A 15,010-nucleotide genomic window follows, 5' to 3' on the forward strand; every position below is an offset into this window, starting at 1 on the left:
GGACACCCGGCGGGATCGGCTTGATGTCCGATTTCCGCCAGCCGACCTGCGCCCGCCGCCCCACACTGGACCATGTGAGGGACGAAGACAGCAGGTACGAGGCCGTGCGCAGCCGGGACGGCCGGTTCGACGGGGCGTTCTTCTTCGCCGTCGCGACCACCGGCATCTACTGCCGGCCCAGCTGCCCCGCGGTGACACCCAAGCGGCACAACGTGCGGTTCTTCCCCACGGCCGCAGCCGCCCAGGGGTCCGGCTTCCGGGCCTGCCGCCGGTGCCGTCCGGACGCGGTGCCGGGTTCGGCGGAGTGGAACGTCCGCGCGGACGTCGTCGGCCGGGCCATGCGCCTGATCGCCGACGGCGTCGTGGACCGCGAGGGCGTCGCCGGGCTCGCCGGACGGCTCGGCTACAGCGCCCGGCAGGTGCAGCGGCAGCTCACCGCCGAGCTGGGCGCCGGCCCCGTGGCGCTCGCCCGCGCCCAGCGGGCGCACACCGCGCGGGTGCTGCTGCAGACCACCGACCTGCCGGTCACCGAGATCGCCTTCGCGTCCGGGTTCGCCAGCGTGCGGCAGTTCAACGACACCGTCCGGCAGGTGTACGACTCGACACCGACCCAGGTCAGGGCCGCCGCACCCCGCGGCGCGGGCGCCCGCCGGGCCACCCCGGGTGCCGGCATCCCGCTACGGCTCGCCCACCGCGGGCCGTACCAGGCCGCCCCGGTCTTCGACCAACTGGCCCGGGAGGCCGTACCGGGCGTCGAGGAGGTCACCGGCGGCCGTGGCGGCCGTACCTACCGGCGTACCCTGCGACTGCCGTACGGCACCGGGCTCGTCGCCGTCACGGAGCGTACCCGGGCGCCGCAGCCGGGCCGCGGCACACATCCGGGCGGCTGGCTCGACGCACGCCTGCACCTCACCGACCCGCGCGACCTGGCCACCGCCGTCCAGCGGCTGCGGCGGCTGTTCGACCTGGACGCCGACCCGTACGCCGTCGACGAGCGGCTCGGCGCCGACCCGCGGCTCGCCCCGCTGGTCGCCGCCCGGCCCGGACTGCGCTCGCCCGGCGCCGTCGACCCGCTGGAGCCCGCCGTACGCGCCCTGGTCGGGAAGGAGGAGGCAGAACAGCTGGTCCGGCGGTGCGGCAAAGCGCTCGACGCGCCCTGCGGCAGCCTCACCCACCTCTTCCCGGAGCCCGCCACCCTCGCCGAGGCCGAGCCCGGCGGACCGCTCGGCGCGCTCGCCGCCGCCCTCGCCGACGGCACCGTACGCCTCGATCCCGGCGCCGACCGGGACGGCACCCAAGAGGCCCTGCTCGCGTTGCCCGGCATGGACCCGGCCGTCGTCGCCGTCCTGCGGGCCCGAGCCCTCGGCGACCCGGACGTGGCACCGCCCGGCACCGACGTGCCCGACGCCTGGCGGCCCTGGCGGTCGTACGCGGTCCAGCATCTGTACGTGGCAGGGGAGTGGAACCGGTGACGATCGTGTACTTCACCCATCTGGACACGCCCGTCGGGCGGCTGCTGCTCACCGCCGACGCCGACGGCGCGCTCACCTCGCTGTCCGTGCCCGGACAGAAGGGCGGGCGGGCCGTGCAGGACGGCTGGCGCGGCGATCCCGGGCCGTTCCGGGCGGCGCGGGCGCAGCTCGCCGCCTACTTCGCCGGGGAACTCAGCGTGTTCCGGCTGCCGTTGCACGCGCAGGGCACCGAGTTCCGGCAGCGGGTGTGGGCCGCGCTGGACGAGGTGCCGTACGGCGCCACCGTCAGCTATGGGGAGATCGCCGCACGGATCGGCGCTTCCCGGGCGGCCGTTCGCGCCGTCGGCGGAGCGGTGGGTGCCAATCCCCTGCTGATCGTGCGCCCCTGCCACCGGGTGATCGGCGCGGACGGGTCGATGACCGGTTACGCGGGCGGACTCGAGCGCAAGGTACGCCTGCTCACGCTGGAGGGCGCGCTCACGCCTCCTTCAGGCCCCAGCTGTGCACCTTGCGCGGATGGACGCGGATCAGCTCCTCGCTGAAGTGCGCGCCCAAGTCATGGGGGCCTACGAGGAGTTCGGCCTCGCCGCGGATGTCCACGCCGCGCACCCGCCAGGGCCGCATGCTCACGATGTCGTCCACGACCAGGGCGATCCGGGGGTTCTTCTGGAGATTGCGCCATTTCTTCGTGGTGCCCATCGAGTAGCCGCCGATCAGGAGGGTGCCGTCGTCCTGGAGGCGGAAGCCCACGGGGTTGGCCTGCGGCTGCCCGTGCGGGTCCACGGTCGCCATGCGGCCGAGCCGCTGGGAGCGGAGATACGCGCGCTCGGCCTCGGTGAATGCGGTCATGGCGGTAGCCAAGCACGCCTGTCCGCCGCGCACATCGGCTCTCCGGCGTAGGACCCGGGACCTGCACCCCGGCTGCGCCGAGCGGGTGGACCAGAGCCGTGCTTCCCGCTCCCCGAGGCGGGCGTATGGCACGGTCCCTCCCACGGATCATGGAAGGGCGGGCGTGCACATGGCCAAGGTCGGACGCGTCCTCGCGGTCCTGCTGCTCGTGGCGCTGCCGGGTACGGCGGCGGGGGTGTCCGGGGCGCGGGCCGGAGCCCGGGGCGGTGGCTGGACCGGCAGCTGGGAGACCGCCCCCTCCGGGACCGCCGCCGCGCTGCCCGGCGCCGCCGTCCGCAACGTCGTCCACCTCAGTGTCGGCGGCACCACCGTGCGCCTACGGCTCAGCAACCGGCTCGGCACCGCGCCGCTCGGCCTCGACGCCGTCACCGTCGCGCTCAGGCTGGCGGCCGACGCGGACGCCGTGCCCGGCACCGTGCGCGCCGTGACCTTCGACGGCGAGCCCGCGGTCACCGTCCCGCCGGGCCAGGACATGGTCAGCGACCCGGTGCCGCTGCCCGTCCCGGACGCCGCCGACCTGCTCGTCACCGTCCACACCCCCATCGACTGCGGTCCGGCCACCTACCACCGCACCGCCCTCCAGACCGGCTACCTGGCCCCCGACGGCGCCGGGCACGCCGACGACGAGGATGGCGCCGCGTACACCGGCCGCACCACCTCCTGGTACTACGTCACCGGCGTCGACGTGCAGGGCGGCACCGCCGCCGGCAGCGTCGTCGCCCTCGGCGACTCCCTCACCGACGGCACCGGCTCGACCCGCGAGACCAACTCCCGCTGGCCCGACCGCCTCGCCGCGCTGCTGCGCGCACACCGGCTCGGCGTCCTCAACGCCGGGGTCGCCGGGAACCGGCTGCTGCGCGACGGCACCGGACCGAGCGCCCTCGCCCGGCTGGACGCGGACGCCCTGGACCGGGCCGGGGTACGGGTCCTCGTCGTCCTCGAAGGCATCAACGACATCAAGGGCGCCCCGCCCGCCGACGACGTCACCGCCTTCACCGACGCCTACCGCACCCTCGTCGCCCGCGCCCACGCACGCGGTATCCGGGTCGTCGGCGTCACCCTCACGCCGTACGGCGGCTACTTTGCCTGCACGGCGGCCGGTGAGGCGGTACGGCAGCAGGTCAACGCGTTCATCCGCACGGGCGGTGCCTTCGACGCGGTCGCCGACGCCGACGCCGCGGTGCGCGACCCGGCCGACCCGCAGCGCATCCTGCCCGGCTACGACCCCGGGGACCACCTGCACCTCAACGACGCGGGCATGGCCGCCGTCGCCGGTGCCGTCGGCCTCGCGCTGGCGTCCTGAGCGGTCCCGCGACCGTTCGGCCCAGCACCCGGCACGCCGCCTCGCGCGGCTCGTCGGGCCCTGTCTCATACGGCTGTTCGGCTCATCCCTCCACCGGCCGTTCGAGGCGGTCCGAGGAGCGGGATTTTCCCGATGTCCCGTTTTCCTGCGGCCCGTGCGGTGGACAATGACGGGCATGAGCCAGCAGGGGGGCAGGCCCGCGCGCCAAGAGGACGACTGGTGGCGGGAGCTGTACGACGACTCCACCGACGACACGGGCCCCACGCAGGCGCCCGACTCCCTGGACGACCGCTTCGCGTCGGCGAGGAGCACCGTGGCGGCCCATGAACCGTCTGCCGAGCCGGCGCAGCCCGCGCCGCCGGCCGAGCCCGCGCCGCCGGCCGAGTCCGCGCCGCCGGCCGAGTCCGCGCCGCCGGCCGAGTCCGCGCCGCCGGCCGAGTCCGCGCCGCCGGCCGAGTCCGCCGGGCGCGTGGAGCCTGCCGTACCCGCGCAGCGCACCGCGGAGCCCGTCGCCGGACCGGTGGCCGGGCAGCCCGCCCCCACCCTCACGCCCACGCCGTCCTCGGCTCTGCCCGCACCCACCGACTACGTGGGCTCCGGGCCGCCCACCTACGACCCCGAGCCCACCGCTCTCCCGCCCGCCGACCCGGACCAGTTGGACGAACTCGTCGCCGACACCGTGCTGGACGGGGCGCGTTGCGGGGCGTGCACGCTGCGGGCGGTGTCGCTGCGCGGGGACTCGGCGCGATACCGGGGCGAGCCGCGCCGGGACGCGCTGCTCACCGCGCGGTTCGGCGCGGGGGAGCAGGCGCTCGTGCTGGTCGCGATGGCGACCGGCACGCGGGCGGTGCCGGGCGCGCACCGGGCGGCGGCCGAGGCGTGCCGGTGGATCGGGCGGGCCGTGGGCCGCAGCCACCAGCGGCTGGCCGAGGACATCCGGGCCGCCCGGCGCGACGACCTGAAGTCGGGGCTGCACCGGCTGACGGACCGCAGCCTCGGCAGGCTCCGGGCGAGCGCCGCCGAGCGGGGCGCCGACCCGGAGGAGTACCCGGCGTACCTGCGCTGCCTGCTGCTGCCCGCCCATCCGGACTGCCGTACCCGCGTGTTCTTCGGTGTCGGCGACGGTGGACTGTTCCGGCTGCGGGACGGCGAGTGGCAGGACATCGAACCGCACGTCCCCCCGGACGACACCACCGGCGCACCGGTCCCCGGCTTCGGCTCGCTGCCCGCGGAGACACCCGGGGGCGACCGGCTCACCATGGACCTCGGCATCACGACGGCGCCGAGCCCGCACGAGCCGGCCCCGCCGCCACGCGAACGCTTCCGCTTCCGCGCCTCGGTGGGCCGCCCGGGTGACGCCCTGGTGATGTGCAGCGCGGGCCTGGCCGAGCCGCTGCACGGCGAGCCCGCGCTCTGCGCCTACCTGGCGCGGCGCTGGTCCGGCCGTACCCCACCAGGGCTCGCCGCGTTCCTCGCGGACGCCCAGGTGCGCGTGAAGGGGTACGCGGACGACCGTACGGTCGTGGCTGTCTGGGAGGCGTAACCGACAACGCTGTGACTGTATGGAGTCATGGCCAAACAGAACGTCGCCGAGCAGTTCGTCGACATCCTCGTCCGCGCCGGGGTGCGCCGCCTCTACGGCGTGGTCGGCGACAGCCTCAACCCTGTCGTGGACGCCGTCCGCCGCAACGCGGCCATCGACTGGATCCACGTGCGCCACGAGGAGACCGCCGCCTTCGCGGCCGGTGCCGAGGCCCAGATCACCGGGAAACTGACCGCCTGCGCCGGTTCCTGCGGGCCGGGCAACCTGCACCTGATCAACGGCCTGTACGACGCCCACCGTTCCATGGCCCCGGTGCTCGCACTCGCCTCGCACATCCCCGCCGGCGAGATCGGCCTCGGCTACTTCCAGGAGACCCACCCCGACCGGCTGTTCCAGGAGTGCAGCCACTACAGCGAGCTGATCTCCAGCCCGAAGCAGATGCCCCGGCTGCTGCACACCGCCATCCAGCACGCGGTCGGGCGGAGCGGCGTGAGCGTGGTGACGCTGCCCGGAGACATCGCCGCCGAACCCGCCCCGGAGAAGGCCCCGCAGAGCGCCCTGGTCACCTCCCGGCCCACCGTCCGGCCCGGCGACGCCGAGATCGACCGGCTGGCGGAGATGATCGACGCCGCCGAGAAGGTCACCCTGTTCTGCGGCAGTGGGACGGCCGGTGCGCACGCCGAGGTGATGGAGTTCGCCGGGAAGATCAAGTCACCGGTGGGGCACGCCCTGCGCGGGAAGGAGTTCATCCAGTACGACAACCCGTACGACGTCGGCATGAGCGGACTGCTCGGCTACGGCGCCGCCTACGAGGCCACCCACGAGTGCGACCTGCTGATCCTGCTCGGCACCGACTTCCCGTACAACGCCTTCCTGCCGGACGACGTGCGGATCGCCCAGATCGACGTGCGGCCGGAGGTCCTCGGCCGCCGCTGCCGGCTCGACCTCGCCGTGTGGGGCGACGTACGCGAGACGCTGCGCTGCCTGATCCCGCGGGTGAAGGAGAAGACCAGCCGGCGTTTCCTCGACAGGATGCTGAAGAAACACGCCGACGCGTTGGAGGGCGTCGTCAAGGCGTACACGAGGAAGGTCGACAAGCACGTCCCGGTCCACCCCGAGTACGTGGCCGCCGTACTCGACGAAGTCGCCGACGACAACGCCGTGTTCACGGTCGACACCGGTATGTGCAATGTGTGGGCCGCCCGGTACGTCTCGCCCAACGGGCGCCGCCGGATCATCGGTTCGTTCTCGCACGGTTCGATGGCGAACGCGCTGCCCATGGCGATCGGCGCGCAGTTCACCGACCGGGACCGCCAGGTGGTGTCGATGTCCGGGGACGGCGGGTTCGCCATGTTGATGGGCGACTTCCTGACGCTCGTACAGCACAACCTGCCCGTCAAGGTCGTCCTGTTCAACAACTCCTCCCTCAGCATGGTGGAGTTGGAGATGCTGGTCGCCGGACTTCCCTCCTACGGCACCGCCAACACCAACCCCGACTTCGCCGCCGTGGCCCGCGCCTGCGGTGCCCACGGGGTGCGGGTGGAGCATCCCAAGCAGCTCGCCGGCGCGCTGAAGGAGGCCTTCAGGCACAAGGGGCCCGCGCTGGTGGACGTGGTGACCGATCCGAACGCGCTGTCCATCCCGCCGAAGATCAGCACCGAGATGGTCACCGGCTTCGCCCTGTCCGCATCGAAGATCGTGCTGGACGGCGGTGTGGGCCGCATGCTCCAGATGGCCCGCTCCAATCTGCGCAACGTCCCCCGGCCGTGAACCCGCCGCCCCCGCACGACGCGGAACGTCGGTTTCCGGACATTTTCCCGTCGCGCGGCGGCGGCCGGACACCCGGTGCCGGGGGCGCCGTCCCTCCGTGCCGGGGCGAACGGGTTGCCGTACGGCGACCGCCCGGTGTCCCGCGGCGGTCCAAGCGGGCGCGGCGCGAGCGGGAGGGGGCCGCAGGACCGGTGAGCAGGGGCGTCGAACAGTGGCCGAACAGGCGGGCGTGGCCGGGCCGCAAGGAGTGTGCGGGGGCCGGCCGGGAAAGGATCTGCCGTGAACGTGTTCGACCGGAGGGGCGGTTCAGCGGCGTCGGGCGGGGGTCATGAAGAGGCAGGCACGAGGGGGCGGCCCGGTGGCCGTCGGGGGCGCCTCGGCACAGGCGGGGGAGCCGGTCCGGGCGGGCAGGCCGGTACAGCTCCGGCGCAGGCTGGGACGGGCTGACCTGAAGGCGGTGCCGGAGGCGCGCCGGGAGGTGCGCGAACTGCTGCAGCACTGGGGCAGGCCGGGCCGCTCGCAGATCGCCGAACTGCTGACGAGTGAACTGGTCACCAACGCGCTCGTCCACACCGACGACGAAGCTGTCCTGACAGCCGTGGTCGGGCCCGGCGTACTGCGGGTGGAGGTACGGGACTTCATGGCGTGCAGGCCGCATCTGCGGGCGCCTGACGCGGACAGTGACACCCACGGCCGTGGCCTGCTCCTGGTGCAGTCCCTCGCGGACGCGTGGGGCGTACGGCCGCACAAGGTGGGCAAGTCGGTGTGGTTCGAGCTGGGGCCCGAGGCCGCGTGAGCCCAGCGGTGACGGAACGACGCGCATGCGCGTCGGCACAGGGACGGAAACGGGCCGGGGCGTGACCCCTGCGGTCACGCCCCGGCCCGTCGGATGCCAGACGTCCGGACTGTCAGGCCCGGCCTAGCCGAACTGCTGCTCCAGATCCTTCAGTTTGCGCTCCAGGGAGTCCAGTCGCGGCAGAGCCATGGTGTCGTCCTCCGCGGTGAGGTCGACGGTGACCGGCTCAGAGCCGCGGCGGACCGGCTGGAGGGAGGGCCGAGCGCGTACCGGCAGCTGCTCCGCGGTCGATAGGGCAGGCTCCGCGGTCGGCTGCGCGGAGCCGCGCTCCACGGCCTGCACCTCGACCTGACGCCCTCCGGCGCGGCCGGCGAAGCCGCGGTGACCCCGGCTGATGGCCTTGAGCTGGGCGCGCTCCATCCGCTCCTGCTCGCGCCGCCGCTGCCGCGTCTCCTCCTTCTTCCGCGCGTCGTCGCGGACCTCCTCGACTGCCTCGTCGAGGCTGCGCACGTTCTCCAGCAGCATCAGCGACCACGCCCTGTAGGTCTCGCGGGGAGCCCGCAGCCAGCGCACGATGCGGATCTGCGGCAGCGGACGCGGCACCAGGCCCTGCTCGCGCAGCGCGGCCCGTCGGGTCTGCTTCAGTGCCCGGTCGAACAGCACGGCCGCCGACAGGGACATGCCCGAGAAGAACTGCGGGGCGCCCGCGTGGCCGACACCCCTGGGCGCGTGCACCCAGTTGAACCAGGCCGCTGCCGCCGCGAACAGCCACACCAGTATCCGGGAACCGAGGGCCGCGTCACCGTGGCTGGCCTCGCGCACCGCGAGGACGGAGCAGAACATCGCCGCGCCGTCCAGGCCGAACGGCACCAGGTACTGCCAGCCGTCGGTCAGTCCGAGGTTCTGCTCGCCGAAGCCGACCAGGCCGTGGAAGGACAGGGCAGCCGCCACCGCGGCACAGCAGAACAGAAGCACGTAGGAGGCCGTGCCGTAGATGGCCTCCTTGCGCCTGCGGCGCTCCTCGCTGCGCTCCCACGAGTCGTCCGCACTCGCGTTCTCCCCGGAGGAGCGCTTGCCGCGCGCGAGCACCGCCACCGCCGCCAGCATGCCCAGGAGCAGTACGGCGCCCGGAAGCAGCCAGTTCAGCGATATGTCGGTCAGTCTCATCAGGGGTCCCTTGCATTGGGATAGGGCGTAACGCCCGCCATAGTGGCCCACTCCCGAGGGCCCTCAGGGGGTTTCGGGGCAAGAGGCCGCCAAGGAGGTGCAAGGGGATGCCCAGGACGGCGTTCTGCTCGAACTGCCGCATGAGGGGCGGGAGTTGAGTTCGAATAAGACTACCCGTACGGATGGTTCCTCGGAAAGTTCCTGCGGCAAGTGAGGAACTCGTGAATTACCTGTCCGCGACCGGGCGGTCCCATCGCGATGATCTTAGTGGATGAGTGGCCGTACCCGGCGGCCGTGCGGGAGTCACGGAGCGCGCTCAGGCAAGGTAAGGCTAGCCTGATCAGGCGCTTTCGAAGTTTGACGTACCGGCCGGTGCGCATAAGGTGCTTGACGGACAGGAGACAACCCGTCGTTAATGACCCAAGTGCCGACAAGCCGCCAGGAGGGCCCGTGAAGCAGGGCGCGCAGGGCTTTCCCGCCGCCGTGCGGGGCGCGCGCGGTGAGCACACGCAGAGTGAGCAGCCGATTGCGCAGCCGCGTTCCGTCGTGCGGCGCTCCTCCGTGCGCGGGCAGATCCTGGACGCGCTGCGCACGGCCCTGGTGACCGGCGAGCTGCACCCCGGGCAGGTCTATTCGGCGCCGGTGCTCGGGGAGCGTTTCGGGGTCTCCGCGACGCCCGTGCGGGAGGCCATGCAGCAGCTCGCCCTGGAGGGTGCCGTCGAGGTCGTGCCCAACCGCGGCTTCCGGGTCGTCGAGCGCGGCGCACGTGAGCTGGCCGAGCTGGCGGAGGTACGGGCGCTGATCGAGGTGCCGGTGATGATGCAGCTCGCCTGCACGGTGGCCGCCGAACGGTGGGCCGAACTCCGGCCGCTCGCGGAGGAGACGGTATGCGCCGCATCCTCCGGCTGCGCGGCGACGTACGCGGAGTCCGACCGGGCCTTCCACCGGGCGCTGCTGTCCCTGTCCGGCAACGGGCAGCTGGTCCGGATCGCGGAGGACCTGCACCGGCGCGCGCAGCTGCCGCTGGTCGGGGGGCCGGTTCGGCACAGGCGGGCGGAGCTGCTGGCGGACGCGGCGGAGCACACGGCGCTGCTCGAGGCGCTGATCGCGCGGGACCTGGACGTGGTGCGGGACCTGGTGGGCGAGCACTTCGCGGGCGCGGACTGATCGGTCCCCTGTGCTTCGGCGGACGACCACCCTGGAAGGCGCGGGCCGCCTTCCAGGGTGGGTCCGTCGTGGCCGCTCGCGTTGTACCGCGTGGCTGTGGGGGCGGGGGCCTGTCGGTGGGGTGACCTTCCGGGTGTGGGTCGGTCGTGGGTGTTCGTGGTGTTTGCCGTGCCTCTGGGGGCCCGGAGGGCGCTTTCCGGGGTGGGTCGGTCGTGGCCGCTCGGGTTGTGCCGCGTGGCTGTGGGGGTGGGGGCCTGTCGGTGGGGTGACCTTCCGGGTGTGGGTCGGTCGTGGGTGTTCGTGGTGTTTGCCGTGCCTCTGGGGGCCCGGGGGGCTGTCGGCGGGGTGGCTTTCCGGGATGGGTCCGCTGTGGCCGCTCGCGTTGTTTCCCGCGCCCTTGGGAAGCCGCGGTCCCGTCGGCGCGGGCACGTGAAACCCCGGTCGGCCCACGCCTACGCCGTCGCCACCCCCGGCGTGGGCGGCGTCAGCTGCCGGGCCAGCCAGGTGGGTACACCCCCGAGGAGTCGAAACAGACGCCGGGCCTCATCGCGCAGCCGGGACGCCTCCGGTTCGGACTCCGTGTCCGCCAGGGACGCCAGCGCGGGCGCCGTACCCACCAGGTACCCCAGCTCCTCCCTGATCCGGAGGGACTCGGCGAAGCCGTGCCTCGCCTCGGCCAGCTCGCCGTCGCGCAGCGCGAGTCCGGCCAGGTGGCGCCAGGTGAAGGACAGCAGCAGCGGGTCGGCGTGCGCGGTGGCGCCCGCATGGGCCCGGCGGTAGGCCGCGCGGGCCGCCTGCGGGGAGCGGGTCAGGTTCTCGGCGAGCAGACCCCGGCGGAAGTCCAGCAGCGCCCGGCCCGCACCCCCCGGAGGGATCAGCGCCGCCGCCCGGCCGAGCGCCGCCCGCGCCTCGTCCGCCCGGTCCCGTACGCCGTGCAGCGTGGCCGCGTAGGCGAGCTGGCCGCGTTCGCAGGCCGCCGCTCCCCGCTCCTCGTCGCTGTGGGCCAGCGCCTCGGCCATCCGCAGCGCGTCCTCGGCCTCCGCCCAACCGCGCTCGGTGTACAGGCACCGCTCCACCAGCAGCGCGGCCCGTTGCAGAGCCGAGCCGGGGCTGTCGGCCGGCAGCAGCGCCGCCGCGTCTGCCCAGCAGGCCCGCGAGCGCAAGCGCCATACCGCGGTCTGGAGCGGATCGTCGTCGGCGGTCGTTCCGTTACCAGACATGGCGGAATGCGCCACGTTGCCTCCCCGAGCACGCCATCGAGCTGTTGAGTGGTGGCGGCATTCCAGCACCAATATCCGCGCCGGGCCAAGAGGGTGGGTGAAAGATTTCACAAAGTAGGGGGAGGTTGGCGTGACTTGGTTTGTCCGCCGTGCACCCCCGTGACCTCAGCTCATGCGCAGCGCCAGGAAGAAGTCGAGCTTGTCCTCCAGGCGCGACAGGTCACGTCCCGTCAACTGCTCGATTCGGCCGACCCGGTAGCGCAGCGTGTTGACGTGCAGGTGGAGGCGGGTGGCGCAGCGGGTCCAGGAGCCGTCGCAGTCCAGGAACGCCTCCAGGGTCGGGATCAGCTCCGCGCGGTGGCGGCGGTCGTACTCCTTCAGGGGGTCGAGCAGGCGCGCGGTGAACGCGCGGCGGACGTCGTCGGGGACGAACGGCAGCAGCAGGACGTGACTGGCCAGTTCCTGGTGGCCGGCCGCGCAGACCCGGCCGGGGCGGGCCGCCGCCACCCGGCGGGCGTGCCGGGCCTCCTCCAGAGCCCCCCGCAGTCCCTCCGCGGAGTGCACGGCAGCGCTGACGCCGAGGGTCAGCCGCCCGTCGTCGTCCAGGCCCGCCGACAGCGGCTCCCGTACGGACTTCACGAGGGCGTCGGCGAGCAGGCCCCGCTCGGAGCCGTCGTGCTCGCTGGAGACCGCCGGGAGCGGGACGAGCGCGATCGCCTCGTCGCCGGTGTGCGCGACCGCGATCCGGTCGGACGGCTCGGGGCCGGTGGCCTGCGGGTCGACCAGGACCTCCTCCAGCAGCGACTGGGCGACCGGGCCGCCCTCGATGTCGCCGCCCTCCCACTCGACCCGGGCCACGACCACCTGCCAGTGCGGGGCGGCGCCGAGGCCGGGCAGCAGCACCGGCGCGGCGACCCGGAGGCGCGCGGCGATCTCGGCGGGCGCGGCGCCCGTCTGCACCAGCTCCAGCACCTCCTGCGCGAGCCGGCGCCGCACGGTGCGCGCCGCTTCCCTGCGGTCCCGCTCGACGGCGATCAGCTGGGTGACGCCCTGGAGCAGGTCCAGACGCTCCTCCGGCCAGTCCCCGGCATCCGCCTCGACGGCCAGCAGCCAGTCCGACAGCACCGTCTCGCGCACGTCGCGGGCGGCCTGCGGGGAGCGGCCCGTGGAGCGGATCGGGAAGAGGGAGTACGTCGTCTGGCCGAGCGGCACCCGGTACGGTCCGCGCCGGCCGGTGCGGGTGGCCGCCAAGTGCTCGCCGGCGAGCCTGGCGCAGGTCTCCGCGGGCAGCGCCGGGCCCGCCTCCTTGGAGCCGGCTATCAGCCGGCCGGTGGGGGAGAGTACCCAGGCGCGCAGGTCCAGGTCGGTGCCGAGCAGGTCCAGGACCACGTCCGGGCCGCCGCCCGCCGGGCCCGAGGTCATCATCCGCCGGTGCCGGTCCACCACGGCCGCGAGGTCCCCGGCCCGCTCGACGGAGACCTGCCGTACCACGTGCTCGGTGATCGTCGCGAACGCCACCGACTCGTGCACCGCGAACAGCGGCAGCCGGTGCCGCGCGCAGGCCAGCACCAGGTCGTCCGGCACATCGCCCAGCTCCGCCTCACCGGCCGCCAGCGCCGCCACCCCGGCCTGTACGAGGATCCGCACGAACGGCTCGGAGTCGTCTGCGTTCCGGCGCCAGGCCAGGCCGGTCAGCACCAGTTCGCCGCCGGAGAGGTAGCGGCTCGGATCGCGCAGGTCGGTCGTCATGACCCCGCGCACGGTGCGGTCCAGCTCGTCCTCGCCGCCGAGCAGCCGCAGGCCCAGCGCATCGGTGTCCAGCAGTGCGCGCAGCCGCATGTCGTCGCCGCCGTTCTTTGTCTCGAAACCTACGATGAGCCCCGGTGGAGGGACAGACAGGAGGTACCGGTGCGGGGGCGCACGGGCCGTCCTGCGGGGCCGTCGGGCCGCTTTCCCGCGTTTCCCCGGGAAAACGGAGAGGTTACCGATGACCTTCGTTCATACGAATCTACAAGATGCCCGCCCTGGCCAGCCAACTCCTTCATGGTTTCGGTGACTGACCCCGCTGGAGTGCCGAGCGGTGTACTGAGTCCGCTCCGCGTTGACAGGACACGAACGAGCCGGGCCCGCCGCACACGGATTGGCTCAATCTGAACGACCCACGAGACGAAGAAGAAGAGAGCCGGTCATGGACTTCCTTCGCCCCGCCAGCTGGGAGGAGGCGCTCGCCGCGAAAGCCGAGCACCCCACCGCTGTGCCGATTGCGGGTGGCACCGATGTGATGGTCGAGATCAACTTCGACCACCGCCGGCCCGAGTACCTCCTCGACCTGAACCGCATCGGCGACCTCTACGAATGGGAGGTCGGCGAGGAGACCGTACGGCTGGGTGCCTCCGTCCCGTACACCACGATCATGCAGCATCTCCGTGCCGAGCTGCCGGGCCTCGCGCTCGCCTCGCACACGGTCGCCTCCCCGCAGATCCGCAACCGCGGCGGCGTCGGCGGCAACCTCGGCACGGCCTCGCCCGCCGGTGACGCCCACCCCGCCCTCCTCGCCGCCGGCGCGGAGGTCGAGGTGGCGTCGGCGGCCCGCGGGACCCGGCTGGTCCCGATCGACGAGTTCTACACGGGCGTCAAGCGCAACGCGCTCCAGCCCGACGAACTGATCCGCGCCGTGCACGTGAAGAAGGCGGACGGACCGCAGCAGTACTCCAAGGTCGGCACCCGCAACGCCATGGTCATCGCCGTGTGCGCGTTCGGTCTCGCCCTGCACCCCGAGACCCGCACCGTCCGCACCGGCATCGGCTCCGCGGCCCCCACCCCGGTGCGGGCCGAAGCGGCCGAGGACTTCCTGAACGCGGCCCTGGAAGAGGGCGGCTTCTGGGACAACGGAAAGATCATCAGCCCGTCGGCCGCCAAACAGTTCGCGGACCTGTGCTCCGCCGCCTGCAACCCGATCGACGACGTCCGGGGCACCGCGAGCTACCGCCGCCACGCGGTCGGCGTGATGGCCCGCCGGACGCTCACCTGGACCTGGGAGTCGTACCGCGGCGCCCGCCGCGCATCGGAGGGAGCTGCGTAATGCGCGTCAACTTCACCGTCAACGGACGCCCGCAGGAGGCCGACGACGTCTGGGAGGGCGAGTCCCTGCTGTACGTCCTGCGCGAACGCCTCGGACTGCCCGGCTCCAAGAACGCCTGCGAGCAGGGCGAGTGCGGCTCCTGCACCGTGCGCCTGGACGGCGTCCCGGTCTGCTCCTGCCTGGTCGCGGCCGGGCAGGCCGAGGGCCGCGAGGTCGTGACCGTCGAGGGCCTCGCGGACTACGCCCGGCAGCGCGCCGAGAGCGGCAGCGCGCGCGGCACCTGCGGTACGTCCCTGCAGGACGCCCGGCTGTGGCAGGCCAAGGGCACCGACTCCGGGACCGGCGAAGGAACGGAACTCTCCCCCGTCCAGCAGGCGTTCATCGACGCCGGCGCCGTCCAGTGCGGCTTTTGCACCCCGGGTCTGCTGGTGGCCTCCGACGAACTGCTGGAGCGCAACCCCAACCCGACCGACGCGGACATCCGCGAGGCCCTGTCGGGCAACCTGTGCCGCTGCACGGGCTACGAGAAGATCATGGACGCGGTCCGCCTGGCCGCGGCCCGCCAGTCCGAGGGGGTCTGA

The 15,010-nt window shown here is 73.5% G+C and carries 13 protein-coding genes; 9 read left to right on the plus strand and 4 right to left on the minus strand.

Going from position 1 to position 15,010, the window contains the following annotated elements; translation table 11 throughout:
- The first annotated feature begins 23 nt into the window (after positions 1-23).
- Together K7G59_RS05260 and K7G59_RS05265 are read left to right on the plus strand one after the other, a co-directional pair.
- The gene (locus K7G59_RS05260) at positions 24-1,472 is read left to right on the plus strand and encodes a DNA-3-methyladenine glycosylase 2 family protein (RefSeq protein WP_225830644.1); all 1,449 of its coding nucleotides are present in this window, start codon (positions 24-26) and stop codon (positions 1,470-1,472) included.
- The gene (locus K7G59_RS05265) at positions 1,469-2,014 is read left to right on the plus strand and encodes a methylated-DNA--[protein]-cysteine S-methyltransferase (RefSeq protein ID WP_308294993.1); all 546 of its coding nucleotides are present in this window, start codon (positions 1,469-1,471) and stop codon (positions 2,012-2,014) included. The genes K7G59_RS05260 and K7G59_RS05265 overlap by 4 nt, the downstream gene beginning before the upstream one ends.
- On the opposite strand, the gene K7G59_RS05270 is transcribed toward K7G59_RS05265, so the two are convergent.
- Positions 1,950-2,321 carry a PPOX class F420-dependent oxidoreductase gene (locus K7G59_RS05270; RefSeq protein WP_225830645.1) on the minus strand — a complete coding sequence of 124 codons (372 nt, stop codon included), beginning with the start codon at positions 2,319-2,321 and terminating at the stop codon, positions 1,950-1,952. The genes K7G59_RS05265 and K7G59_RS05270 overlap by 65 nt on opposite strands.
- Before the next feature lie 169 nt (positions 2,322-2,490).
- Between K7G59_RS05270 and K7G59_RS05275 the strand changes: the two genes are divergently transcribed.
- From K7G59_RS05275 to K7G59_RS05290, 4 genes are all read left to right on the plus strand, one after another.
- Positions 2,491-3,684: a GDSL-type esterase/lipase family protein gene (locus K7G59_RS05275; protein WP_225830646.1), complete on the plus strand. Its 1,194-nt coding sequence runs from the start codon at positions 2,491-2,493 to the stop codon at positions 3,682-3,684.
- A 175-nt stretch (positions 3,685-3,859) separates the two neighbouring features.
- Complete coding sequence (locus K7G59_RS05280) at positions 3,860-5,227, plus strand: protein phosphatase 2C domain-containing protein (RefSeq protein ID WP_225830647.1); 1,368 nt, start codon at positions 3,860-3,862, stop codon at positions 5,225-5,227.
- Between the two features lie 27 nt (positions 5,228-5,254).
- A complete protein-coding gene (locus K7G59_RS05285; protein WP_225830648.1) occupies positions 5,255-6,997 on the plus strand; it encodes a pyruvate dehydrogenase in 1,743 nt (580 codons plus the stop codon).
- 328 nt (positions 6,998-7,325) lie between these two features.
- On the plus strand, positions 7,326-7,793 hold the full coding sequence (locus K7G59_RS05290) for an ATP-binding protein (protein ID WP_225830649.1): 468 nt from the start codon (positions 7,326-7,328) through the stop codon (positions 7,791-7,793).
- Between the two features lie 123 nt (positions 7,794-7,916).
- Here K7G59_RS05290 and K7G59_RS05295 read toward each other — a convergent pair whose 3' ends face one another.
- On the minus strand, positions 7,917-8,960 hold the full coding sequence (locus K7G59_RS05295) for a DUF2637 domain-containing protein (protein ID WP_225830650.1): 1,044 nt from the start codon (positions 8,958-8,960) through the stop codon (positions 7,917-7,919).
- 450 nt (positions 8,961-9,410) lie between these two features.
- Between K7G59_RS05295 and K7G59_RS05300 the strand changes: the two genes are divergently transcribed.
- On the plus strand, positions 9,411-10,127 hold the full coding sequence (locus K7G59_RS05300) for a GntR family transcriptional regulator (protein WP_225830651.1): 717 nt from the start codon (positions 9,411-9,413) through the stop codon (positions 10,125-10,127).
- Between the two features lie 452 nt (positions 10,128-10,579).
- On the opposite strand, the gene K7G59_RS05305 is transcribed toward K7G59_RS05300, so the two are convergent.
- Both K7G59_RS05305 and K7G59_RS05310 read right to left on the minus strand, forming a co-directional pair.
- Positions 10,580-11,347, minus strand: a complete 768-nt coding sequence (locus K7G59_RS05305) for a hypothetical protein (protein ID WP_225830652.1) — start codon at positions 11,345-11,347, stop codon at positions 10,580-10,582.
- A 165-nt stretch (positions 11,348-11,512) separates the two neighbouring features.
- Entirely contained in the window at positions 11,513-13,186 is a 1,674-nt protein-coding gene (locus tag K7G59_RS05310) for a PucR family transcriptional regulator ligand-binding domain-containing protein (protein WP_225830653.1), read from the minus strand.
- A 349-nt stretch (positions 13,187-13,535) separates the two neighbouring features.
- On the opposite strand from K7G59_RS05310, the gene K7G59_RS05315 reads away from it, so the two are divergent.
- Both K7G59_RS05315 and K7G59_RS05320 read left to right on the plus strand, forming a co-directional pair.
- Entirely contained in the window at positions 13,536-14,429 is an 894-nt protein-coding gene (locus tag K7G59_RS05315) for a xanthine dehydrogenase family protein subunit M (protein WP_225830654.1), read from the plus strand.
- On the plus strand, positions 14,429-15,010 hold the full coding sequence (locus K7G59_RS05320) for a (2Fe-2S)-binding protein (protein WP_225830655.1): 582 nt from the start codon (positions 14,429-14,431) through the stop codon (positions 15,008-15,010). Before K7G59_RS05315 ends, K7G59_RS05320 begins: the two co-directional genes overlap by 1 nt.

Source organism: Streptomyces sp. NK08204 (genome assembly GCF_020400585.1).
GTDB lineage: Bacteria > Actinomycetota > Actinomycetes > Streptomycetales > Streptomycetaceae > Streptomyces.